At 73.7% G+C, this 22,650-nt stretch carries 24 protein-coding genes; 11 read left to right on the top strand and 13 right to left on the bottom strand.

Annotated elements, in window-relative coordinates:
- The 3 genes from AC4IJH_RS16855 to AC4IJH_RS16845 form a co-directional block, all read right to left on the bottom strand.
- A partial coding sequence (locus AC4IJH_RS16855; RefSeq protein WP_490852527.1) for a TerD family protein occupies positions 1 to 572 on the bottom strand: 572 nt, incomplete at its 3' end.
- Positions 573 to 733: 161 nt separating this feature from the next.
- Positions 734 to 1,006, bottom strand: coding sequence for a GlsB/YeaQ/YmgE family stress response membrane protein (locus AC4IJH_RS16850; RefSeq protein WP_490852532.1), 273 nt, complete (start codon positions 1,004 to 1,006; stop codon positions 734 to 736).
- 134 nt (positions 1,007 to 1,140) lie between these two features.
- On the bottom strand, positions 1,141 to 1,953 hold the full coding sequence (locus AC4IJH_RS16845; protein ID WP_490852526.1) for an NAD-dependent epimerase/dehydratase family protein: 813 nt from the start codon (positions 1,951 to 1,953) through the stop codon (positions 1,141 to 1,143).
- 230 nt (positions 1,954 to 2,183) lie between these two features.
- Here AC4IJH_RS16845 and AC4IJH_RS16840 point away from each other — a divergent pair, with 230 nt between their 5' ends.
- Both AC4IJH_RS16840 and AC4IJH_RS16835 read left to right on the top strand, forming a co-directional pair.
- Entirely contained in the window at positions 2,184 to 3,197 is a 1,014-nt protein-coding gene (locus AC4IJH_RS16840) for a 5-dehydro-4-deoxyglucarate dehydratase (RefSeq protein ID WP_490852525.1), read from the top strand.
- Positions 3,197 to 4,498, top strand: a complete 1,302-nt coding sequence (locus AC4IJH_RS16835; protein WP_490852524.1) for a hypothetical protein — start codon at positions 3,197 to 3,199, stop codon at positions 4,496 to 4,498. The genes AC4IJH_RS16840 and AC4IJH_RS16835 overlap by 1 nt, the downstream gene beginning before the upstream one ends.
- A gap of 46 nt (positions 4,499 to 4,544) precedes the next feature.
- Here the strand turns inward: AC4IJH_RS16835 and AC4IJH_RS16830 are convergent, their stop codons facing one another.
- The 3 genes from AC4IJH_RS16830 to AC4IJH_RS16820 form a co-directional block, all read right to left on the bottom strand.
- Complete coding sequence (locus AC4IJH_RS16830) at positions 4,545 to 5,258, bottom strand: response regulator transcription factor (protein ID WP_490852523.1); 714 nt, start codon at positions 5,256 to 5,258, stop codon at positions 4,545 to 4,547.
- Positions 5,255 to 6,454, bottom strand: coding sequence for a sensor histidine kinase (locus AC4IJH_RS16825; RefSeq protein WP_490852531.1), 1,200 nt, complete (start codon positions 6,452 to 6,454; stop codon positions 5,255 to 5,257). Before AC4IJH_RS16825 ends, AC4IJH_RS16830 begins: the two co-directional genes overlap by 4 nt.
- 268 nt (positions 6,455 to 6,722) lie before the next feature.
- Entirely contained in the window at positions 6,723 to 7,493 is a 771-nt protein-coding gene (locus tag AC4IJH_RS16820) for an IclR family transcriptional regulator (protein WP_490852522.1), read from the bottom strand.
- A 175-nt stretch (positions 7,494 to 7,668) separates the two neighbouring features.
- Here AC4IJH_RS16820 and AC4IJH_RS16815 point away from each other — a divergent pair, with 175 nt between their 5' ends.
- Positions 7,669 to 9,279: an aldehyde dehydrogenase family protein gene (locus AC4IJH_RS16815; protein WP_490852521.1), complete on the top strand. Its 1,611-nt coding sequence runs from the start codon at positions 7,669 to 7,671 to the stop codon at positions 9,277 to 9,279.
- Positions 9,280 to 9,290: 11 nt separating this feature from the next.
- Here AC4IJH_RS16815 and AC4IJH_RS16810 read toward each other — a convergent pair whose 3' ends face one another.
- Complete coding sequence (locus AC4IJH_RS16810) at positions 9,291 to 9,908, bottom strand: MFS transporter (RefSeq protein WP_490852520.1); 618 nt, start codon at positions 9,906 to 9,908, stop codon at positions 9,291 to 9,293.
- Here AC4IJH_RS16810 and AC4IJH_RS16805 point away from each other — a divergent pair.
- Both AC4IJH_RS16805 and AC4IJH_RS16800 read left to right on the top strand, forming a co-directional pair.
- Entirely contained in the window at positions 9,900 to 10,184 is a 285-nt protein-coding gene (locus AC4IJH_RS16805; RefSeq protein ID WP_490852519.1) for a TetR family transcriptional regulator C-terminal domain-containing protein, read from the top strand. The two genes, AC4IJH_RS16810 and AC4IJH_RS16805, sit on opposite strands and share 9 nt — an antisense overlap.
- A 113-nt stretch (positions 10,185 to 10,297) precedes the next feature.
- Complete coding sequence (locus AC4IJH_RS16800) at positions 10,298 to 10,840, top strand: GNAT family N-acetyltransferase (protein ID WP_490852518.1); 543 nt, start codon at positions 10,298 to 10,300, stop codon at positions 10,838 to 10,840.
- Here the strand turns inward: AC4IJH_RS16800 and AC4IJH_RS16795 are convergent.
- Entirely contained in the window at positions 10,791 to 11,471 is a 681-nt protein-coding gene (locus AC4IJH_RS16795; RefSeq protein WP_490852517.1) for a class I SAM-dependent methyltransferase, read from the bottom strand. The genes AC4IJH_RS16800 and AC4IJH_RS16795 overlap by 50 nt on opposite strands.
- Positions 11,472 to 11,578: 107 nt before the next feature.
- Here AC4IJH_RS16795 and AC4IJH_RS16790 point away from each other — a divergent pair, with 107 nt between their 5' ends.
- The 3 genes from AC4IJH_RS16790 to AC4IJH_RS16780 all read left to right on the top strand — a co-directional run bounded on the left by AC4IJH_RS16790 (position 11,579) and on the right by AC4IJH_RS16780 (position 13,835).
- Positions 11,579 to 12,298 carry a DsbA family oxidoreductase gene (locus AC4IJH_RS16790; RefSeq protein WP_490852516.1) on the top strand — a complete coding sequence of 240 codons (720 nt, stop codon included), beginning with the start codon at positions 11,579 to 11,581 and terminating at the stop codon, positions 12,296 to 12,298.
- Positions 12,299 to 12,362: 64 nt separating this feature from the next.
- Positions 12,363 to 13,451 carry an aminotransferase class V-fold PLP-dependent enzyme gene (locus tag AC4IJH_RS16785; protein ID WP_490852515.1) on the top strand — a complete coding sequence of 363 codons (1,089 nt, stop codon included), beginning with the start codon at positions 12,363 to 12,365 and terminating at the stop codon, positions 13,449 to 13,451.
- An 81-nt stretch (positions 13,452 to 13,532) separates the two neighbouring features.
- Positions 13,533 to 13,835, top strand: a complete 303-nt coding sequence (locus tag AC4IJH_RS16780; protein ID WP_490852514.1) for a hypothetical protein — start codon at positions 13,533 to 13,535, stop codon at positions 13,833 to 13,835.
- A 73-nt stretch (positions 13,836 to 13,908) separates the two neighbouring features.
- On the opposite strand, the gene AC4IJH_RS16775 is transcribed toward AC4IJH_RS16780, so the two are convergent.
- The gene (locus tag AC4IJH_RS16775; RefSeq protein ID WP_490852513.1) at positions 13,909 to 15,243 is read right to left on the bottom strand and encodes an alpha/beta fold hydrolase; all 1,335 of its coding nucleotides are present in this window, start codon (positions 15,241 to 15,243) and stop codon (positions 13,909 to 13,911) included.
- A 174-nt stretch (positions 15,244 to 15,417) separates the two neighbouring features.
- Here AC4IJH_RS16775 and AC4IJH_RS16770 point away from each other — a divergent pair, with 174 nt between their 5' ends.
- Both AC4IJH_RS16770 and AC4IJH_RS16765 read left to right on the top strand, forming a co-directional pair.
- Positions 15,418 to 16,104 carry a sigma factor gene (locus tag AC4IJH_RS16770; protein WP_490852512.1) on the top strand — a complete coding sequence of 229 codons (687 nt, stop codon included), beginning with the start codon at positions 15,418 to 15,420 and terminating at the stop codon, positions 16,102 to 16,104.
- The gene (locus AC4IJH_RS16765) at positions 16,101 to 17,309 is read left to right on the top strand and encodes a maleylpyruvate isomerase family mycothiol-dependent enzyme (protein WP_490852511.1); all 1,209 of its coding nucleotides are present in this window, start codon (positions 16,101 to 16,103) and stop codon (positions 17,307 to 17,309) included. Before AC4IJH_RS16770 ends, AC4IJH_RS16765 begins: the two co-directional genes overlap by 4 nt.
- An 81-nt stretch (positions 17,310 to 17,390) precedes the next feature.
- Here AC4IJH_RS16765 and thpD read toward each other — a convergent pair whose 3' ends face one another.
- From thpD to ectA, 4 genes are all read right to left on the bottom strand, one after another.
- Entirely contained in the window at positions 17,391 to 18,290 is a 900-nt protein-coding gene (gene thpD / locus AC4IJH_RS16760) for an ectoine hydroxylase (RefSeq protein ID WP_490852510.1), read from the bottom strand.
- Positions 18,291 to 18,359: 69 nt separating this feature from the next.
- A complete protein-coding gene (locus tag AC4IJH_RS16755) occupies positions 18,360 to 18,773 on the bottom strand; it encodes an ectoine synthase (RefSeq protein ID WP_490852509.1) in 414 nt (137 codons plus the stop codon).
- A gap of 51 nt (positions 18,774 to 18,824) precedes the next feature.
- Positions 18,825 to 20,093: a diaminobutyrate--2-oxoglutarate transaminase gene (gene ectB / locus AC4IJH_RS16750; protein ID WP_490852508.1), complete on the bottom strand. Its 1,269-nt coding sequence runs from the start codon at positions 20,091 to 20,093 to the stop codon at positions 18,825 to 18,827.
- Positions 20,094 to 20,187: 94 nt separating this feature from the next.
- Positions 20,188 to 20,766 carry a diaminobutyrate acetyltransferase gene (gene ectA / locus AC4IJH_RS16745; RefSeq protein WP_490852507.1) on the bottom strand — a complete coding sequence of 193 codons (579 nt, stop codon included), beginning with the start codon at positions 20,764 to 20,766 and terminating at the stop codon, positions 20,188 to 20,190.
- A 731-nt stretch (positions 20,767 to 21,497) separates the two neighbouring features.
- Here ectA and AC4IJH_RS16740 point away from each other — a divergent pair.
- On the top strand, positions 21,498 to 22,589 hold the full coding sequence (locus tag AC4IJH_RS16740; protein ID WP_490852506.1) for an amidohydrolase family protein: 1,092 nt from the start codon (positions 21,498 to 21,500) through the stop codon (positions 22,587 to 22,589).
- Positions 22,590 to 22,650: the final 61 nt, after the last annotated feature.

Below are 22,650 nucleotides of genomic sequence, written 5' to 3'. Positions count from 1 at the left end.
GGGCCCCACTGCCCGGCGGGGGGCGCGGGCGGCGCGGCGGGCGCGGCCGGGGGAGCCTGCGGGGCCGCCGGCGCGGCGGCGGGCTCCTCCTCGACGCTCACCCCGAAGTCCGTGGCGATCCCGGCGAGCCCGTTGGCGTACCCCTGGCCGACCGCGCGCACCTTCCAGGCGCCGTTGCGGCGGTAGACCTCGATCACCACGAGAGCGGTCTCCGCACCCAGCTGCGGCGGGGTGAAGCTGGCGATGACGCTGCCGTCGTCGGCGTTGCGGACCGTGCCGGTGGGCTCGGTGCCGGCGAAGGTGGCGCCGGGGGTGTCCAGGCTCGCGGTGACGACGATCTTCTCGATGTCCGCCGGAACGGCGGCGGTGTCGACGGTGATGGTGTCGGCGCCGGCCGCGGAACCGTGCGTCACACCGGGCCCGCTGGGCTGGTTGTAGAACACGAAGTCGTCGTCGGAGCGCACCTTGCCCTGGGCGGTGAGCAGCAGGCCCGACACGTCCAGCCGCACGGGGGCGGTGACGTCCACCGCCACCCGCCGGGCAGAGAGCGGGAGGTTCGAGCCAGGTGTCATAGCGGTCATGCCAGGGGTAACGAACGGCCTGCTTTTACGGTTCCATTACCCGGGCTCTTTACCGCCATCTTTACCGCGGCTTGCCCGCGGCCTCTCCCGCCCCGCCCGTTGCTGCGTCGACCGGCGGCCGTACCGCGGCCGCCGCCCGGCAGCCGCGAGCGTCAGCGCCGCTCGCGGGAGTTGCCGAACAGCAGGCGGTAGGCGATCAGCAGGACCAGCGAGCCGGCGATGGCGGCGATCCACATCGAGGGCTCGAAGAAGTCCTTCGGTATCGGCTTGTCCAGGATCTTGGTGGAGAGCCAGCCGCCGATGAAGGAGCCGGCGATGCCGATGAGGGTGGTGCCGACGAGGCCGCCCGGGTCCCGGCCCGGCAGCAGGACCTTGGCGATGACGCCCGCGATCAGGCCCAGTACGAGCCAGCTGACGATGCCCATGATGCGTTCCTCGTTCCCGAGCAGAAGGTTGGTACGCACTCAAGGACGCCGTGTGGTGATCGAGGGTTGCGTGACGTGGCATGGGCCACGTCACCTTCGGTGACCTGGTGTTTCTGCTGAGGTACGGGCCGGTGTCAGTACGGCCACTGGGGCGGGTCGGTGCAGAACGAGCCGCCGAGGTGGGCGTGTTCCGGGTCGGCCGGGTCGAGGGGGCCGTGGGCGGCGAGCAGTTCGGCGGCGTACCGCTCGGAGTCGTCCTGGGGCTCGTACCCCAGGGCGCGGGCGCTGGACAGGTCCCACCACAGGCGGGTGTTGGCGGAGGAGCCGTAGGCGACGGTGTGGCCCACGCCCGGCGCGGACAGGGCGGCGTGCAGCAGCCGCGCGCCGTCGGCCGGGCTCAGCCAGAGGGAGAGCATCCGTACGGTCGTGGGCCGCGGGAAGCAGGAGCCGATGCGCAGCGAGACGGTCTCGATGCCGTGCACGTTCCAGTACAGGGAGGCGAGGTCCTCGCCGAAGGCCTTGGACAGACCGTAGAAGGTGTCCGGGAGGTGCGGGATGTCGACGGGGAGGGCGGCGGAGCCGTCCGCCGGGCGCGGCGCGAAGCCGACGGCGTGGTTGGAGGAGGCGAGGACGACACGGCGTACGCCCTCCTCCCGCGCGGCCTCGTAGAGGTGGTAGGTGCCCTCGATGTTGGCGCGCAGGATCTTCTCGAACGGGGCCTCCAGGGAGATCCCGGCGAGGTGGACGACGGCGTCGACGCCGCGCACCGCCTCGCGCAGCGCGTCCTTGTCGGCGAGGTCGGCGGTGACGGCGTCCGGCGCGTCCTCGATGGGCCGCTGGTCGAACAGGCGCAGCGCGTATCCGTACGGAGGCAGCAGCCGGCGCATCTGGGTGCCGATGCCGCCTGCGGCGCCGGTGAGCAGGACGGTGCGGGGTGCTGCGGTCATGGGCGGTGCTCCTCCGACGGGCGGCAGGGGGCCGGATGCGCGGCGGTCATTCAGAACCGTGAACTGTGGACGCTGAGGACACCGTAGGGAGCGGTCCGAGAGGCGGTCAAGACGGTTGGCCGGGGGCGGTCGACAGTGGCGGTGGTCGGGTCAAATGCCGTGAGGGGAGCGGGGTTTGGGGCTCTTGACCGGTGGCTCGGGGCTGCTCTAGCGTGGCCGCGTTCAGGAATATGGACACTGATCACAAACGTGCACCCGCATGCCAGGGAGAGCCCGTGACCGGAGCGCCGCCGCTCGCCGAACGCCTCGACGGACTGCTGTTCTTTCCCGTGACCGCCTTCGCGCCCGACGGCGCGCTGGACCTGGACGCCTTCCGCGCCCATGTGCGGGCCGGTGTGGCGGCGGGCGCGGGCGCCGTCTTCGCGTGCTGCGGCACCGGCGAGTTCCACGCGCTCACGCCCGAGGAGTACGCGGCCTGCGTCGCCGCCGCGGTCCGGGAGACGGCAGGCCGGGTGCCCGTGGTGGCGGGTACGGGATACGGCACCGCGCTCGCCGCCCACCTCGCCCGCCTCGCGCAGGACGCCGGCGCCGACGGACTGCTCGCCCTGCCCCCGTACCTCGTCCTGCCCGGCCAGCAGGGGCTGCTGCGCCACTACACCCGACTCGCCGCCGCCACCCGCCTGCCCGTCATCGTCTACCAGCGCGACAACGCCGTCTTCGCCCCGCGCACCGCCGTCGAGCTGGCCAGGACCCCGGGGATCATCGGCCTCAAGGACGGCCTGGGCGACCTCGACCTGCTCCAGCGCATCATCAGCGCCGTGCGCACCCAGGCACCCGGCGTCCGCTTCGGCTACTTCAACGGCCTGCCCACCGCCGAAGTCACCGCCCTGGCCTACCGGGGCCTGGGGGTGCGCCTGTACTCCTCCGCGGTCTTCGCCTTCGCCCCCGAGATCGCCCTCGCCTTCCACCGGGCGCTGACCGGCGGGGACGACACGGCCGTCGCCCGCCTGCTGGACGGCTTCTACCGCCCCCTGGCCGAACTGCGCGCGCAGGGCCGCGGTTATGCCGTATCGCTGGTCAAGGCGGGCGTACGGCTGCGCGGCGCGGACGTGGGCGAGGTACGGCCACCGCTGAGCGAGCCGTCCCCGGACCACATCAAGGAACTGGCGGAGCTGCTGGAGCGCGGCCTGGACCTGGTGGCGCGGGGCCCGCACACCACCGCGGCGGCCCGAGGCGGCGCGTGATGCGCGCGGCCGCCTTCCTCTACCCCTGGGACGTGGCCGGCGACCCGGACGCCGCCCACCGCCTGGCCGCCCTGGGCATCCGGCAGGTCACCCTGGCCGCCGCCTACCACTCCACCCGCGCGCTCACGCCCCGCCACCCCCTGCACCGCGTCGTCACCGCCCGCCACTCCGCGGTCCTGTACCCACCGGACGCCGCACGCTGGGCGGGCCGCGCGCTGCGCCCCTTCCCCCAGGACTGGACCGGCGGCGCCGACCCGTACGGCGAGGCGGCCCGCGCCCTGACGGAGGCCGGCATCGAGGTGCACTCCTGGGTGGTGCTGGCCCACAACTCCCGCCTGGGGGAGGAGAATCCGGCTGTCCGCGTCCGCAACGCCTACGGCGACGGGTACCCCTGGGCCCCGTGCATCGCCCGCCCCGAGGTCCTCGCCTATCTGACCGACCTGGCCGCCGAGGCCGCCGTCCGGCCCGGCACTTGCGGCACCGAGCTGGAGTCCTGCGGCTGGTACGGGTTCGCGCATCTGCACGCCCACGACAAGACCGGCGGGGTGCCGCTCGGCGGCGCGGGCGGGTATCTGATGTCGCTGTGCTTCTGCGAGGTCTGCCGGGAGGGGTACGGCCGACTCGGCGTGGCGGCAGAGGAGTTGAGGAAGGCCGTACTGGCGGCGCTGGAGCCGCTGTGGGCGGGGGCGGGCCCGGGCGCGCCCGGCGGGGACGGCGGCGAAGGCGGGGAACGGGCTCGCGAACGGGCGGACATCCAGGCGCTGTTGGGCCAGGAGCGCTTCGCCGTCGTACGGGCCTGGCGCGAGCGCGCCGCGCGCACCCTGCAGCATGCGGCGGTCGCGGCGGTACGGGCCGCGGCCCGGGACGCCTGCGGCGCGGACCGCGCCTTCCCGGTCCTGCTGCACGCCGACCCCGCGGCCCACCGCTGCGGCGCGGATGCCGGAGTGGATCCGGCGGACGTCCTCGCGCACGCCGACGGCGTGGTGGTGCCCTGCACGGGCGGCGCGGCGGACCGCGCCGACGCGCTGGCCCCCTTCAAGGGCCTGGGCGGCACGGTCGCGGCCAACCTCACCGTCGTGACCGGCCTGGGCGGCAGCCCCGCGACCCTCACCGCCGACTCCGCGCACGCCGCGTCCCTGGGCGCCACCGAGGTCCGCCTCTACCACGCGGGTCTGGCGGGCGCGGCGGACCTGGCGGCCGTCGGCGACGCGCTGCGCGCGGCCCCGCTCGCCTCCCGCGCGCTCGCCGAACGCCGGTGCCGCCGCTTTCGGGAGGGCCGGCCAACGGGCCGGCTGCGGTGAACGGGTGAGGACGGCCCGGCCCCGAGGGGCGCGCCGCGCCGCGTCCTCAGCCCGGCCGTACGAACCCGCACTCGTACGCCGCGATCACCGCCTGGGTCCGGTCGCGCACCCCCAGCTTCGCCAGCACCCCCGCGACATGCGTCTTGACCGTCGCGGGGCCCACCCCCAGCCGCCCGGCGATCTCCGCGTTCGTCAGGCCCGCCGCCATCAGCCGCAGTACCGCCGCCTCGCGCTCGGACAGCCGCGCCCGCAGCGCCCGCGCGCCCTCGTCGGCCGCCCGTTCCCCCGCGTGCCGCGCCGCCAGGGCCCGTACCGCCGCCGGGAACAGCAGTGAATCGCTGCGCGCCACCATCCGTACGGCCTGCACCAGGTCCTCCGCCCCGGCCCGCTTGAGCAGGAAGCCGCTGGCGCCCGCGCGCAGCGCGTCGTACACATAGGAGTCGTTCTCGAAGGTGGTCACCACGATGATGCGCGGCGGCTCGGGCATCGAGGCCAGCACCTGCTCGGTGGCGCGGATGCCGTCGATCTGGGGCATCCGGACGTCCATCAGCACGATGTCCGGGCGCAGTTCGCGGATCAGCGGCACCGCCTCGGCACCGGTGGAGGCCTCGCCGACCACCTCCATGTCCGGCTCGGCGCCCAGGATCGCGCGCAGGGCCGTACGCACCATGCGCTCGTCGTCGGCGAGGACGATACGCAGCGGTGCGGCCTCCTGCGGGCCGCCGCTCTCCCGCCGCTGCCCCTCGTCGTGGCCGGTCATCCGCCGCTCCCCACCGGAATGCGGACGGCCAGGCGCCACACGCCCTCGTGGGGCCCGGACTGCGCGCCGCCGCCGAGCAGCGCGGCCCGCTCGGCGATGCCGCTCAGCCCGTGGCCGCCGCCCGGGCGCGCCGCCCCGGCGCCGGTCATCCGGTTCTCCATGGTGATCCTCAACTCCTTGCTGTGCACGGCGATGGTCAGCTCCACCGGCACCCGGCCGGCGTGCCGCAGGGCATTGGTCAGCCCCTCCTGGACGATGCGGTACGCCTCGCGGGAGGCCACCGGGGGCAGCCGGTCGCGCTCGCCGGTGACCTTCGCCCGCACCTCCACGCCCGCCGCGCGGGTGCGCTCCAGCAGTTCCTCCAGCGCCTGGAGGGTCGGCGCGGGGGAGGCGGGCCCGCGGGCGTCGTCCTGCCGCAACAGGCCCAGCACCGTGTCCAGTTCGGACACCGCGGCCCGGGTGGTCTCCTCGATGGCCGCCAGCGCCTGCCGTACGAACTCCGCGTCACTGTCCAGCAGCCTGCGGGCCGCGCTCGCCTGGAGCGTGACCGCGCTCAGCGCATGGCCCACCGAGTCGTGCAGCTCGCGGGCGAGCCGGTTGCGGGAGGCCAGATCGGCGGCCCGGCGCTCGGCGGCGGCCAGCCGGTCGGCCGGGGTGGGCCCCAGCAGCGCGGGCGCACAGCGGGCCAGCAGCGCCCCGGCGCCCCATGCGGTGCCCACCACCAGCGCCAGCAGGCCGAGCCCGAGACCCGTGACGGCCACGGCGTGCAGATCGCGCACCCAGGCCCACTCCACGTCCCGCAGCGCGGGCACGAAGGGCATCGCCAGCAGTGCCACGGCGGCGGGCGGCGCCGCGAGCGTCATCCCGCTGACGATGCCGCCGGCTCCCAGGTGCAGGACGAACCACAGCGCCGTACGCCGCTTGGCCGCCCACGACTCGGCGGGCCCCTCGGCCAGTTGCTCCTTGGGGGTGCCGCACAGCGACCGGGCCGCGGCCGCCTCCAGGGGCCGCAGTACGGGCGCGAGGGCGGTGACCGCGGCCAGCGGCAGGGCGGCGGCCAGCGCCACGAACTGCAGCGCGGGCTCCTGGAAGGGGTTGGCGTCCGGGAGCGCCAGCGGGATCAGGACCAGCATCAGCAGGTGGTACGGCATCAGCAGCGCGCCGCCCAGGACGAGGTGCACCCAGCGCAGCGCCATGCGCCGCACGGCTACCCCCACCGCACGGCCCCTGGCCCGGCCGGGCGCGCCGCGGCGACGGTGTCGGCGAGCTTCCCCGTGATCATCTGCACAGCGTAGGCCAGCGCGGGGGCGGACGGTCGGGGCGGCGGTCTCATGCGTCCCAGCCTCCCGCCGATGATCACCGGCGGCCTCCTCCGCGCTGAGGATCCGCCTCCGCCGCGCGGGGGAGGGGGGTCCTGCGCAAGGGCGCGCGGGGCGCAAGAGCGCCGTAGGGCAGGTGGGCGCTCTACAGCCGCCGCGTCGCGAGCGTGAGGCGGTCGCGGGCGTCGAAGAGGGCGTCCTTGATCGTCTGCTCGTGGCCGGGGGTGAGGCGGGCCACCGGGACCGAGCAGCTGATCGCGTCGCGGGCCGGGGTGCGGTACGGGATCGCGACACCGAAGCAGCGCAGGCCCAGGGTGTTCTCCTCGCGGTCCACCGCGAAGCCCTGCTCGCGTACCGCGCGCAGCTCCTCGATGAGCTGCTCGCGGTCGGTGATGGTGTTCTCCGTAAGGGAGGTGAGGGTCTCGGGCAGCAGTTTGCGCACCTGCCCGTCGGTGTACGTGGCCAGCAGGGCCTTGCCGAGCGCGGTGGAGTGGGCGGGCAGCCGGCGGCCGACGCGGGTGAAGGGGCGCAGGTAGTGCTGCGACTGGCGGGTGGCGAGATAGACGACGTTGGTGCCGTCCAGGCGCGCGAGGTGGATGGTCTCGGTGGTGTCGTCGGAGAGCCGGTCCAGGGTGGGGCGGGCGGCGGCCACGACCTCGTCGCCGTCGATGTAGGAGGTGCCGACGAGCAGGGCGCGTACGCCGATGCCGTACCGCGTGCCGGTGGCGTCCGTCTCGACCCAGCCGAGGTCGACCAGGGTGCGCAGCAGCATGTAGAGGCTGGACTTGGGGTAGCCGACGGCCTCCTGGACGGAGGCGAGGCTGTGCATGCCGGGGCGCGCCGCGAAGTACTCGAGCAACTCCACCGTACGGACAGCGGACTTGACCTGCGATCCACCACGTTCGGCAGCTGACATCGCCCTTGACCCCCCAGTTCGGACCGCCATAGAGTCCCCGGTGATTCACCAGCCGGGACGGCGTTCAGCATAACGAACACCGGCCGTTCGGCGGCGGCCGGTTCAACCGGCCCGTACGGCCCGCTCAACGCAGGGGATTCGCTCCGTTCGCTCGGTTCCTCGGGAGGAATGCGCGGTGGAAGCAGCACCAGTCTGGAGTGTCGACCCCCGCACCGGGAAGCGGCGCGAGCGGGTTGCCGTGGAGGCCACGCGCCAGGAGGTGGACGCGGCGGTACGCGCGGCGCACGCGGCCCGCGGGGCGCTGGCCGGCCGGGAGGTGCGCGCCGAACTGCTGCGCACCGCCGCCCGCCTGCTGGAGGAGGCGGGGCCGCAGGTCGTGGACAGTGCCGACGCCGAGACCGCGCTGGGGACGGGCCGCCTCACCGCGGAGCTGGCCCGCAGCGCCCACCAACTCCGGTCGTTCGCCGGGGTCGTGACGGACGGCGCCTTCCTGGACATCCGTATCGACCACCCCGACCCCGCGCTCACCCCGCCCCGCCCCGACCTGCGCCGCTACAAGATCCCGCTGGGCGTTGTCGCCGTGTACGCCGCGAGCAACTTCCCGCTCGCCTTCTCCGTACCCGGCGGCGACACCGCCAGCGCCCTGGCGGCCGGCTGCCCCGTCGTGGTCAAGGCGCACCCGGACCACCCGGCCACCTCCGAGCTGTGCGCCGCCCTGCTGCGCCGCGCCGCCGCCGAAGTCGGCATACCCGAAGGGGTGCTGGGGCTGGTGCACGGCTTCGACGCGGGTGTCGCGCTGGTGGGGCACCCGCTGGTCGCCGCCGCCGGGTTCACCGGTTCGGTACGCGGCGGACGCGCGCTGTACGACGCGGCGGCGGCCCGCCCGCACCCCATCCCCTTCCACGGCGAACTGGGCAGCCTCAACCCCGTCGTGGTCACCGAGGCGGCCGCCGCCGAGCGCGCCGAGGAGATCGGCGCGGGGCTCGCGGGCTCGATGACGCTGGGCGCCGGGCAGTTCTGTGTCAAGCCGGGGCTGGTGCTGGCGCCCGAAGGCCCGGCGGGCGACCGGCTGGCGGCCGCCCTGGCCAAGGCCGTCGGCGCCGTCGAGCCGGGCGTCCTGCTGGACCGCCGGATGCGCCGCACCTTCCTGGCGGGCGTACGGGAGCGGGTCCAACTCCCGGACGTGACGGCGCCGGTGATGCCGGGGGCGGGGGAATCCGGTGAGCCGGGGGAGGCGGCAGGGACCGACGCCGCGGACGGGCCGCCCGGCACCACCGTCACGGCCGGGTTCCTCACGCTCCCGGCCGCCCGGCTGGCCGACGGCGACGGGCCCCACGGCCTGCTCCTGGAGGAGTGCTTCGGGCCGGTCACCGTGCTCGCCCGCTACGCCGACGAGGCCGAGGCCGCCGCCGTACTGGAGCAGCTTCCCGGCAACCTCACCGCGACCGTGCACCTGAGCGAGGCGGAGTGCGCGGGCGCCGGCGGGCGCGGGGCGCGGCTGCTGGAGCGGCTCACGGCGCTCGCCGGGCGGCTGCTCGTCAACGGCTGGCCCACGGGCGTGGCCGTCGCGCCCGCCCAGCACCATGGCGGTCCCTATCCCGCCGCCACGTCGACGGCCACGTCCGTGGGCGAGACCGCCATCGAGCGATGGCTGCGGCCGGTGGTGTACCAGGACACCCCGCCCGCCCTGCTACCGCCCGAGCTGCACGAGAACAACCCGCTGGGGCTGCCGCGCCGGGTGGACGGGGCGCCGGAGCCGCATGGCGATGCGGCCCCGCGCCCCTGAAGGGGTGCCGCTCAGCGCCGGCGCCCCCGGATCAGCGCCCCCGCCAGCAGCGCCGCAGCGGTCAGCAGCGCGGCGCTGAAGGCGAAGGCCGTGCGGTAGCCGTCGACGGCGGCCTCGGGTGCCGGGTGGTACAGGGCCAGGCCGTGGGCCGTGACGGCGGTGACGATGGTGGCCAGCAGGGCGGCGCCGAGTGCGCCGCCCAGTTCGGAGCAGACGTTGTAGACCGCGCCCGCCACCTCCGAGTCGCGTGCGGCCACGCCGCGCAGTGCGGTCACCGAGGCGGCGACGAGGGCCGGGCCGATCCCGAGGCTGAGGACCAGCAGGGCCGGGAACACCTCGCCCCAGTAATTGCCCTGCGTACCGATACGGCACAGCAGCACCATCCCGCAGGCGCTCACCAGATGACCACAGGTGATCAGGGCGCGGGCGCCGAGGCGTACCAGCAGCCGCCCGCCGAGCAGGGAGCCCAGCGCCACCCCCGCCGCACAGGGTAGGAAGGCCAGGCCGACGGCCAGCGCGCTGAAGCCCAGCGCGTCGCGGCGCTCGGCGAGGACCCCGCCCCGCGCGAGCTGCTGCGCGCGCTCCTGATGGAGCTGCTCCCGCTGGACGAGGAGCGGCGGATGCGGCACGTGGTCTACGCGGCCTACTTCGTCCGCTTCCTGACCGACCCCAACCTCGCCCCCATCGCGCGCGACGCGCCGCCTGCCCTGGAGAACCTGGCGGCCGCCCTGATCGCCCAGGGCCAGGAGCGGGGCCAGGTCCCCGCGGCCACCGACCCCGCCGTCGAGGCCGAGCTGCTCCTGGCCGCCACCGACGGCCTGCAGACCAAGATCCTGCTCGGCCGGCACACCGCCGAGCAGTCGCTGGCCCTCCTCGACCACCAGCTCGACCGTGTCTTCGGCTGACGGCCCGACGTCCTCGGCCGCGCCCCATGCCCCCGGACGCCCCCGGGCACACCGTGATCCCGAACTCGTGGGCCGCATCCGTAGAGACGGCCGGGGCGGGGAAGCGTAGAAGCATGCACTGGCTTCCCGGCGTCCCCGTCACCATGATCCGTACCGCGACCCCCGACGACCTCGACACGGTCATCGACCTGCATCTGCGCGCCCGTTCGAGCTATTACCGCGGCCGGGTGCCGGACGCGCAGCTGGACAACCCCGCCGAGCGCGAGCGCTGGCGCGAGGGGTGGACGCGCGCGATCCAGCGCCCGGACACGACCGTGCTGTGCGCCGAGCGGGCGGGCGCGGTCGTCGGCGTCGCCTCCTTCCGCCGGGAGGACGGCGCGGCACCGGACCAGGTCATGCTCTACCAGCTGCACGTCGACCCGGAGCAGTGGCGCGGCGGCATCGGCTCGGCGCTGCACCGCGCCTGCCTGGAGAAGTGGCAGGCGGCCGGCTTCGCCGCCGCCCGCCTGGAGGTCTACTGGCACAACCGCGGCGCCCGCGCCTTCTACACCCGGCACGGCTGGCTGCCCGACCAGCGCCGCAGGCCCGGCCCCGACGACACCCACCTCAGTCTCGTACTGCCCCTGGACGAGCGGACTCCGCACGGCGCGCGATGATCTGCAGCCGCTCGACGGTGTGCTGGTCCAGCGTGCCCACGGTGTCCGTGCGCTCCTGCTCGATCACGAAGCCGTGCGCGCGGACCAGCCCGCGCAGCCGCTGCGGCTCGCTGTGCCGGAACACCCCGCCGTCGGGCGTCGCGAAGACCCCGTAGGTGCCGTACGTCCCCTCGTACTCCCGGTAGCGGGCCAGATTCCGCGGGTCGCTCTGCAGCGGCACATCGCTGAGGTAGAGCACCCCGCCGGGCCGGACGAGCCGGGACAGCTCGGCGAGGACGGCGCGCTGGGCGTCGTCCTCGGGTACGCAGGTCAGGACGGCGAAGAGGAGGGCCGCGTCGTACGAGGCGTCGGCGGCCGGGAGCGGCAGGCGCTCGACGTGCTCCAGTACGGCCCGGGGGTGCTCCCGCCGCCCGCGCGCGATCAGCGCGGCCGAGAAGTCCACGCCGCGCACCCGCCCGTATCCCAGCGCGGCCAGCTCGGCGGTCAGCCGCCCGTAGCCGCAGCCGTAATCCAGGATGCTCGCCTCGTACGGGACGCGGGAGCGCAGCAGGTCCTCGTCGAGGGGGTGGGTGAAGGTCTTGGCGGATCCGGCGCTCTCCCAGAAACCGCGGAGTTCTCCAGTCGAGGTCATGTGCGGACGGTACCGGGGGCGGAGGGAATAATGGGGCGATACGGATGCTTGAACTCTCACGTATCTGATTTGCCCTTCCCTTTCGTCCCACGGAGAAAGTTCAGCTCATGCGCGTCGAGATCTGGTCCGACATCGCCTGCCCCTGGTGCTACATCGGCAAGGCCCGTTTCGAGAAGGGGCTGGCCGGCTTCGCCCACCGGGACGAGGTCGAGGTGGTGCACCGGTCCTTCGAGCTGGACCCGGACGCCGCGCCCGCCACCGACGTGCCGGTGCTGGAGATGCTGGCCGCCAAGTACGGGGTGAGCCGCGAGCAGGCCGAGGCGATGGAGGCGCGGGTGGCGCAGGCCGCGGCGGGCGAGGGCCTGGCGTACCGCTCCGACCGCATCCACGGCAACACCTTCGACCTGCATCGGCTGCTGCACCTGGCCAAGGAGCACGGCGTGCAGGAGGCGCTGCTCAGCGCCCTGTACCGGGCGAACTTCGCCGAGGCGCGCCGGCTGGGCGACGTGGAGGTGCTCACCGGGATCGCCCTCGGCGCGGGGCTGCCCGAGGAGGACGTCCGGCGGGTGCTGGCGGACGGGAGTGCTTATGCCGGGGCGGTACGCGCCGACGAGGCCGAGGCCGCGCAACTGGGCGCCACCGGCGTGCCGTTCTTCGTCATCGACCGGCGCTACGGCATCTCCGGCGGCCAGCCCGCCGAGGTCTTCCGCCAGGCGCTGGAGCAGGCCCACGCCGAGGGCGGCGGCGTACGGATCGTGGCGGGCGCACAGAGTGGCGGCGAGGGCGAGGCGTGCGCGGACGGCACCTGCGAGGTGCCCCGCGCCTGACCCGCTCCACCGCGCTGACCTGGTCGGATAAGAGCTTCTTGAGGGTTTGCGAAGGAAATTCGCCATGGACGGCGGGCAGTTCGCCGACCACAGTGGAGCCATGCAGAGCATCGAAGGGCTCGGCGGCGACGAGTTCGCGCCCCGGACGACCTATGTCAACACCGCCTCCAGCGGCCTGCTCCCGGCCACCTCGGCCGCGGCCCTGCGCCGGGCGGTCGAGGAGTCGGCCTCCTACGGCACCATGGGCCGCGACTACTTCGGCCCCGCCGAAGCCGCCAGGGCCGCCTTCGCCCGGCTGGTCCAGGTGCCCGCCGAGCGCGTCGCCGTCGGCGGCTCGGTGGCGGTGTTCTGCGCGCTGATCGCCGCGCAGCTCGCCCCCGGCGACGAAGTGCTCCTGCCCGAGGGCGAGTTCACCTCCCTGGTCACCCCCTTCGCGGCGCGCGGGGACCTCAAGCTGCGCACCGCCCCGCTGGAGCGGCTCGCCGAGGAGGTGCGCCCGGGGACGGCGCTGGTCGCGGTCAGCGCCGTCCAGGCCATGGACGGCCGGATCGCCGACCTGGACGCCGTAGGGGCCGCCGCCCGCGCCCACGGGGCCCGTACCCTCGTCGACGTCACCCAGGCGGCGGGCTGGCTGCCGCTGCGCGCGGGCGACTTCGACTTCGTGGTCTGCGGCGCCTACAAGTGGCTGCTGTGCCCGCGCGGCACCACCTTCCTCGTCCTCGGCGAAGGCGCCGGCCGCCCCACGGCCCTGCACGCGACCTGGGTGGCGGCGGCCGACCCGATGGCGGCCAACTACGGTCCGGTCCGCGAACTGGCCGACACCGCCCGCCGCTTCGACGAACCGCACGCCTCCTACTCGTACGTCGGCGCCGCCCCCTCCCTCGAACTGCTCGGCCGCATCGGCGTCCAGGCCGTGCACGCCCACAACACCGCGCTCGCCGACCACTACCGCGCGGGCCTGACGGAGCTGGGCCTGCGCCCGCTGCCCGCCCCCGGCTCCGCGATCGTCTCCGTCCCCGGCCTCGCCGACGCGGCGGACCGCCTGGCACGGGCGGGGGTGGTCGTCTCCGTACGGGCCGGGCACCTGCGCGCCGCCTTCCACCTCTACAACAGCCGGCGGGACGTGGACCGGCTGCTGGAGCTGCTGGCATAAGGGGATAAGGGGGTGCAGTGCGGTGCGGGGGAGGGCGGGGAATGCGGGACCCCGCTCGCCAACCGCATCGTCATGGCGCCCATGACGCGCAACCGGGCGGCGGGCACCCTCCCGACCCCGGCCACGGCGACGCACTGCGCGCAGCGCGCCTCGGCCGGACTGATCCTCGACCCGGACACCGGGGGCCGGCCGACCGGCCCCCAGGACCTGGCGCTGATCGAGGACGGCACCGCCGATCTGCTCTCCTTCGGCAGGCTGTTCATCGCCGGCCCCGGCCTGCCCCGGCGCCTCGTGCGGGGCGGCCCGTTCGCCGAGGTGGCATGGGCCTCGTACTACGGCGGCGGCGCGGAGGGCTACACCGACTACCCGGCGCCGGCGGGCTGAACGGGCCAGGGGCGGGGCCGGTCCGCGCGGCCCCGCCCCGCGCGGACCGCAGCTCCGCCCCGCCCCGCGCGGGTCACAGCTCCCCGCGCACCATCCTCATCAGCCGCTCCAGCACCGCGCCGTCACTGGTCCGCAGCCCGTCGTGCTCCCACTCGTTGGTCACCCACACCCGCAGGCCCCGTACGGCCCGGGCGGTCTCCAGGGAGTGCTCGGTGTCGACGTACATGTCGTCGAAGTAGACCGCGGCGGCGGCCGGCACCTCGTTGGCGGCCAGCCGCGCGGGGTCGTACAGATCGGGCCAGTCGGTGCGCTCGGCCAGCGCCTGCGCGGTCTCCTTGAGCGGGCGCAGCGCCGGGTCGGTGTCGAACAGCCAGGGCAGGATCATCTCGCCGGTGAAGTGCAGCGGCCTGCCGCTCTCCAGCGCCAGGTCCACATCGAAGTCGGGGAACTGCGCACGGACCCGCTCGGCCGCCCAGCCCGTGCCGCTCGCCGCGACCGAGCGCTGTGCGTAGATCGCCTCGTGCAGGACGGCGTACAGGGGAGCGGCCGCGAAGGAGAGATGGCCCTGCACCGACTGCAGGAAGGCGTCGGCCAGTTCACGTCCCGAGGGCCCCGTCACCCACGCCTCCTCGATGAGGTGGTGCAGTACGTGCGACCCGCTCCCGGTGCCCAGCAGGATGCCCAGTGCCTGGAACGCCTCGGCCGTCAGATGTCCGCCGCCGGGCAGCACCACCTTGTGCTCGCGCAGATGGGCCGCGATGCGCCGGGCGCCCTCGATGTCCTGCGGATAGCGCTGGTAGTGCGCGGCGTTCTTGCGCGCCACCCGCGGATAGGCCGCGCGGTAGACCTCCTCCGCGCTCGTGCGCAGCCCGGCCAGCCCGCCCGTCACAAAGGCCTCCCGCAGCCCCTCGGGGGCCTGCGAGAGATACGTCAGCGTGCAGAAGCCGCCAAAACTCTGGCCCAGGACGCTCCAGCGGGTGTCGGCGCCGAAGGGCGCGCCCGAGTCCGGGCCGAGCAGATGGCGGCGCAGCAGTTCGGCGTCCCGCACGATCGAGTCGGCGCGGAAATGCGCCAGGTACGCGGCCTGTTCGCGCGGCCCGCCGCGCAGCGCGAGGGTCTGCCGGTTGGCCGGTGTCGAGCGGCCCGTACCGCGCTGGTCCAGCAGCAGCACGCGGTAGTGGTCGAGAGCGGGTACGAGCCAGGAGTCCCGGCCCAGCGGGCGCGGCGCACCGTGGCCGGGGCCGCCCTGCAGGTACACCAGCCACGGCAGCGCCTCCCGCTCCCGCCCCACGGCCACCACCTCGCGCCCGTAGATGCTGATGTGCTCGCCGTCCGGCGCGCTGTGGTCCAGCGGCACCTGAAGGACGTGGTCGGTCAGGACGACACCGGGCTGCCGGTACACGCTCATGGAACTCCTCGGCCCTCTCGGCCGGCCGGCGCCGCCACGGCCGGGCGCCGTCCGGTGACTGATCCGGGGCCGTTCGTGCCGTGTGTCCCGGCCCCCTGGGCAGCGTAGCCGGGCGGATGTCCCCGGCAATTCGGCGGGCGGACGCCTACCGCATGTCTGAGCGGGCGGCTAGGAATGGCATCACACACTCACGAGGTGGTGCCGGTGGACGGGACAACCAGGTACCCGCCGCGCGACGAACAGTTGCACCGGCGGCTGGTGTACGGCGACGAGTCCGCGCTCGGCGAGGCGTACGACGCCTTCGGCGGGCTGGTGCGCTCCGTCGCCCTGCGGGTCAGCGGCAATGTCCCCGCCGCCGAGGAGATCACCCGCGAGGTCTTCACCTATCTGTGGGTCTGCCCCTACGCGTTCGTGCCGGGGCGCGGTTCGCTGCGGACCCGGCTGAGCATGCTCGCCCACCGGCGCGCCCTGACGCGGGTGCGGGCCGCGGAGCCGGAGGCGGGCGCCGCCGACGCGCGCCCGGATGCCGCCGATGCCGGATCGGGCGCAGCCGAGGTGAACCACGCGGCGCCGGAGCGGGCCGTGCCGACGCCCGAACTGCGGCTGCACCGCGCGCTGGCCGCGCTCCCGCTGCCCCAGCAGGAGGCGACGCATCTGGCGTGTTTCGCCGGACGGAACTACCGTCAGATCGCTGTGGAATTGGGCATTCCGGAGGACATGGCCAGGTTCCGGCTGCGTTCGGCCCTGCGCGGTCTGACCGACCGGCTGGCCGAAGCGGGTCACCCTGGCGGACCGGCCGGTCCACCGGAGCCGCCCGGCCCGGCCAGACCGGGCCAGTCCGGTGGGAGGAGCGCGGGATGACCGCGGACGAGGGCAGCGGGGAGCACGGGCCGAAGGGCCCGGACGAGAGCGGGAGTGCGCACGGCGAGGACGGCGGCGGGGCAGGTGCGCAAGGGACTCCGGCGGAGTCCGGCGCCGGTTCCGGGCCAGGTCGCACGGCCGGGCACGAGGCCGCGGACGAGGCGGGGCACGAAGAGGTGAGCCGCCTGCTCGCCGCCTGGGCGCTGGGCGCCGCCATGCCCGGCGACGACGCACGGGTACGGGCCCACCTGGCCGGCTGCCGGCCGTGCGCCGCGGAGGCGGAGCGGCTGGCCGCGACCGTACGGCTGCTCGCGGGACCGGCCGGGGGCACCGCCAAGTCCCCCGCGCGCAAGGGCAACGCCGGGCTCGCCCGCGGCCGGCTGATGGCCTCGGCCCGCGCCGCCCGGCCGGGCCACGGCCCGCTGGCCGCGCACGCCGCCCCCTACTCCGGCGCCGTCGCGGGCCTGGAGGCGCTGCTGCGCGAACTGGACGACTCCCCGGCGCGCTGGGGCACCCCCGTCGTCCACGACTGGGACGTCCAGGGGACCCTGGCCCATCTCATCGCCGCCGACGAGGTGCTGGCCGAGCGCCTCGGCCTGGCGCCGGTCACCGGAGCGCGGCCCAGTTCGGCGGGCGCGGGCGCCCCGTGGGAGCTGCGCTGGGTGGCCCGTACGGACGAAGTGGTGGCCTACGAGCACACCCGCCCGACGGCCGAGACCTTCGAGGCCTGGCGCACCCAGGCGCACGGGCTGCTCGCGCTGCCCGAGTCGGCCGACGAGCAACTGGCCGCCGCCGCAACGACGTTGATGGGCCTGCGGCTCCCGGTCGCCGACCACTATGTGATCCGGGCCTTCGAGACCTGGGTGCACACCCGGGACATCGGGCGGGCGCTGGGGGTGACCGTACCGCCGCCGCTGCCGACGCATCTGCAGCGCATGGTGGGCCTGGCGGTACGCATCCTGGACCTGGCGCTGGGCCCGATGGCCCGGCCCGTGCTGCTGTCGGTGGAGGGCGAGGCGGGCGGCGACTGGGTGCTGGGCTCGGACGCCGAGCCGATCGCCGCCGAACTGGTCCTGGAGGCGGTGGACTTCTGCCTGCTGGTCGGCGGCCGGCTGGAGCCGGGCGAGATCCCGCGCGGACACGCGGGCGACGCGGTCGCCTCACAGCGGGTGCTGGAGACGGCCGCGTCACTGGCGTGGCTCTGAGGGGCTACTGCACGGGCGTGAAGTCCTCGCTCCGATGCCGTGTTCTCCGGGGGCGGCCCCCGGACCCCGGCCGGGAGGGGCTCAGCGCACCGGCGTGAAGTCCCGCGCCCCGATGAACTCGGGGCGCCGCACCGGGGCCGCGAACGGCTCCACCGCGGTGTTCTCCACGCTGTTGAAGACGATGAAGACATTGCTGCGCGGGTACGGCGTGATGTTGTCGCCGGAGCCGTGCATGGCGTTGCAGTCGAACCACGTCGCCGAGCCGGCCTTGCCGGTGAACAGCTTGATGCCGTGCGCGTCCGCCATCTTCGTCAGCGCCTCGTCCGAGGGCGTCCCGGCGTCCTGCATCTGCAGGGACTTCTTGTAGTTGTCCTTGGGCGTCTCGCCCGCGCAGCCCAGGAACTGCCGGTGTGAACCCGGCATGATCATCAAGCCGCCGTTGGTGTCGTGGTTCTCGGTCAGCGCGATCGAGACCGACACGGTGCGCATGGCGGCCAGGCCGTCCTCGGCGTGCCAGGTCTCGAAGTCGGAGTGCCAGTAGAAGCCGCTGGCGCCGAAGCCCGGCTTGACGTTGATCCGCGACTGGTGGACGTACACGTCCGAACCGAGGATCTGGCGGGCCCTGCCCACCACCCGGGGGTCGCGGACCAGCCGTGCGAAGACCTCGCTGATCTTGTGCACCTCGAAGACGGACCGTACGTCCTGGGACGTGGGCTCCACGATCGAGCGCTCGTCGGCGCGGATCGCGGGATCGGCGATCAGCCGGTCCAACTCGGCGCGGTAGACCGCGACTTCATCCGCCGTCAGCAGTTCCCCGATGGCGAAGAAGCCGTCGCGTTCGAAGTCGCTCAGCTCGGACGGGGCGAAGGGCCCCTGGCTTCCGGGCCGCGACCACACCACCGGGTCCTGCCGCGGGGTGATCACCTCGGTGGCCCCACGGGTCGGGTACAGGTCGGCGGTGTGCTCGGGTGCGGTGGTCATGGTGTTGCCTTCCTCTCCTCTCGTACGTGCTGTCCTGGGCGGTGACGGCGCCTCAGTTCTCGCCCTGTTTCAGGCGGTTGCCTCGATCTCCGGCTCGGTGAGCAGGGGGTAGACGCCGTTCTCGTCGTGGTCCTCGCGGCCGGTGACCGGCGGGTTGAAGACGCACACGCAGCGGAAGTCCTCCTTGATGCGCATGGTGTGCTTCTCGTGGCCGTCGAGGAGGTACATCGTGCCCGGCGTGATGAGGTGCTTCTCGCCGGTCTCGTCGTTGGTCAGCTCGGCCTCGCCCTCCACGCAGAGCACGGCCTCGTAGTGGTTGGCGTACCACATCGAGGTCTCCGTACCCGCGTACAGGACCGTCTCGTGCAGGGAGAAGCCCACCCGCTCCTTGGCGAGCACGATGCGCTTGCTCTCCCAGGTGCCGGACTTGGCCTTGACGTGGCGGTCGGTGCCCTCGATGTCCTTGAAGGATCGGACGATCACGGTGAGTTGCTGCCTTTCTGTGGTACGGGTTCCCGGCGGTACGGGAGGTGGTCAGGCGGTCTCGCGGACCGCGCGGGCGAGGGTGCGCAGCCCCTCGTCCAGCTCCTCGGGCGTGGTCGTCAGAGCCGGGAGCAGCTTGACGACCTCGCTCTGCGGGCCGGAGGTCTCGATGAGCAGACCGAGCTCGAAGGCGCGCTTGGCGATCCGTCCGGCCCGCTCCTTGTCGGCGAACTCGATGCCCCACACCAGGCCGCGGCCGCGGAACTCGACGATGGCGCGCGGGTGTTCCTCGGCGATGGCGCGCAGGTGCGACTCGACCAGCTCGCCGCGGGCCAGGGTCTGCTTCTCCATCTGGCCGTCGGCCCAGTACGTGTCCAGGGCGGCGGCCGCGGTGACGAAGGCCGGGTTGTTGCCGCGGAAGGTGCCGTTGTGCTCGCCCGGCTCCCACACGTCCAGCTCCGGCTTGAACAGGGTCAGCGCCATGGGCAGCCCGTAACCGCTGATGGACTTGGAGACGGTGACGATGTCCGGCACGATGCCCGCCTCCTCGAAGGAGAAGAACGCGCCGGTGCGCCCGCAGCCCATCTGGATGTCGTCGACGATCAGGAGCATGTCGCGGCGCTTGCACAGGTCGGCGAGCTGACGCAGCCACTCGGCGCGGGCGACGTTGATGCCGCCCTCGCCCTGCACCGTCTCCACGATGACCGCGGCGGGCTGGTTCAGGCCCGAGCCCTGGTCCTCCAGCAGCCGCTCGAACCACAGGAAGTCCGGGGTGCGGCCCTCCAGGTAGTTGTCGAAGGGCATCGGGGTGCCGTGCACCAGCGGGATGCCGGCGCCGGCCCGCTTCATGGAGTTGCCGGTGACCGCGAGCGCGCCCAGCGACATGCCGTGGAAGGCGTTGGTGAAGGACACGATCGACTCGCGGCCCTTGACCTTGCGGGCCAGCTTGAGCGCCGACTCCACGGCGTTGGCGCCCGTCGGGCCCGGGAACATGACCTTGTAGGGCAGATCGCGCGGCCGCAGGATGATGTTCTGGAACGACTCCAGGAAGGCGCGCTTGGCCGTGGTGGACATGTCCAGGCCGTGAGTGACGCCGTCGCGCTCGATGTAGTCGATCAGGGCGCGTTTGAGTACGGGGTTGTTGTGGCCGTAGTTGAGCGACCCCGCACCGGCGAAGAAGTCGAGGTAGGTGTGGCCGTCCTCGTCGTACATACGGCTGCCCTGGGCGCGGTCGAAGACGGTGGGCCAGCCGCGGCAGTAGCTGCGCACCTCCGACTCCAGGGTCTCGAAGACGCTCAGATCCGGCTGGGTGATGGTCACAGCATGCTCCTGGGAGATGTGGGGTGTGACGGGCGGGGAGAAAGTGAAGGTCGGGGGGCCGGGCGGGGCCGGCCGGGGGTGACCGGCGGGCCGGTCAGGGACGTCGCGCGCCGGGCGCGCCGAACGGTCCGATGCGGTTGAGCACTTCTGGTTCGTGGCCCTGCTCGGGGAACAGCCCGGCGTCGAAGAGGACTTCGCGGCGGTGCGGCGCCCCGTGGCGCTCGGCGAAGGAGGAGAAGAGCCGGTTGGAGGCCGCGTTGTCGTCGGTGATCGTGGTCTCCAGATGGCGTACGCCCTGTTCCCGCGCGGTACGGGAAGCCAGCCCGTCCAGCAGCGCGGCGGCCAGCCCCCGGCCGCGGTGCGCGTCGTCGACGGCGACCTGCCAGACGACGAGCGTGTGCGGGCGCTCGGGGCGGATGTATCCGGTGATGAAGGCGGCCGGCTCGCCCTCCGGGTCGCGGGCGACCACAGAGGTGGCGGCGAAGTCACGACACCACAGCAGATAGCTGTAGGACGAGTTGAGGTCCAGGTTCCCGGAGTCGCGGGCGATGCGCCAGATCGCGGCTCCGTCCTCCACACAGGGGGTGTCGAGCTCGAAGCCCTCCGGCATTTCTTTGGTGGCTCTGCGCTGTTCGCTTCGGGCACGTGCATGTTCTGCTTGTGCGGCGGTCATGCGGATTGAATTTACCGAGGGAAAAAGGAAATTGCATCGGGGGGAGGGGTTACGTGGCGGGATGTCGTTGTGTTATCGCGCGGGTGCGCCCGAGCGCGCGACCACCCCGCTGGATGTGCTGTTTTGCCCGGAAAATACGGGGCGAATCGGGCGGCTTGTGGGGTCGGTCACAGCTGCGTAACGCCGTCGGTACGCGTCCGAATTACGACCTCGATCACTAGCGAAATCTTGGCGTTTGAGCTGCGGAAAAGCGGGCAGAAGAATACGGGAAGCTGCGCTTCTTAGGAATTGGGAATTTGCCGGTAATGGGCTTTCCGTAAAGCGTTTCGTAACGGCGTTGTTAAGGCGTCGGCGGGGCGTTGGCGGGGTGCCGGCCGGTGAGGGTTTCGGTGAGGGCTTTGGTTTTGGCTAGGGCTTTGGTGAGGGTTGCGGGAAGTGTCCGGATGGAGTGTCCGGGCGGAGTGTCCGGTTAAGGGCCTTCGGGGTGGTCCGGGGTAAGCGTTGTGGGATATCGCGGGGGAAGGTGGGGGTGTCGGGTCGGCTTGGTTCTGCTCGGCTTCTTCCGTTGTTGGTCCGGTCCGGTTCGGTCCGGTCCGGTCCGGTCCGGTTCGGTCCGGTCCTGGTCTGGGTCGGTCCCGGGCTGGTCCCGGCCTCGGTTTCGGTGCGGGGCGGCCGCGGTGGCGGTACGGGGCGGGGGCGACCGCGGCGGCGGATCTCCGTACAGTGCGTCCATGAGTGAGAGCGCGGTGCTGCACATCAAGGGGAGGGTCCTGACCGGGCCGCAGGAGGCTCGCGACGAGCTGTGGGTCGTCGACGGGCGGGTGACCTGGCAACGGCCGGTCGGGGCACGGGACATCACGACCCTTCAGGGCTGGGCGCTGCCGGGCCTGGTCGACGCCCACTGCCATGTCGGCCTGGACGCGCACGGCCCGGTCGACGACGCCACCAGCGAGAAACAGGCGCTGACCGACCGTGACGCGGGAACGCTGCTGCTGCGGGACGCCGGTTCACCCTCCGACACCCGCTGGATCGACGACCGCGAGGACCTGCCGCGGATCATCCGGGCCGGCCGCCACATCGCCCGTACCAAGCGCTATATCCGCAACTACGCGCACGAGATCGAGCCGGAGGACCTGGTCGCGTACGTCGCGCGGGAGGCCCGCCGCGGGGACGGCTGGGTCAAGCTGGTCGGCGACTGGATCGACCGCGAGAGCGGTGACCTGGCGGCGTGTTGGCCGCGCGGTGCGGTCGAGGCGGCCATCGCGGAGGCGCACCGGCTGGGCGCCCGGGTCACGGCGCACTGCTTCGCCGAGGAGTCCCTGGCGCCGCTCGTCGAGGCGGGCATCGACTGCATCGAACACGCCACGGGGCTGACGTCCGAAACCATTCCGCTCTTCGCGGCCCGCGGTGTCGCGATCGTGCCGACGCTGGTCAACATCGCTACCTTCCCTGCGCTCGCGGAGGGTGGCGAGAAGAAGTTTCCGCGGTGGGCGGGGCACATGCGGCAGTTGCACGCCCGTCGGTACGACACGGTGCGGGACGCGTACGACGCGGGGATCCCGATCTACGCCGGTACGGACGCGGGGGGTTCGCTCGCCCACGGGCTGATCGCCGACGAGGTCGGGGAGCTGTGCCGGGCGGGGGTCCCCGTTCTTGACGCGTTGTCAGCCGCGACGTGGGGGGCGCGGGCCTGGCTGGGGCGGCCCGCGTTGGCCGAGGGGGCTCCGGCGGATCTGGTCGTGTACGACGCGGATCCGCGCGAGGACGTGCGGGTCTTGGGGGCGCCGCGGTGGGTGATCTTGCGGGGGCGGGTGGTGCGGTGACCCTCGGCGCCGTTTCGCCTGCGGCGGGCCGTTGTCCGCTGCGCGGGGCTGTCGGGTGCGG

The organism is Streptomyces sp. UF-297, assembly GCF_058245575.1.
This window is presented reverse-complemented; position numbering and strand designations above follow the sequence as displayed.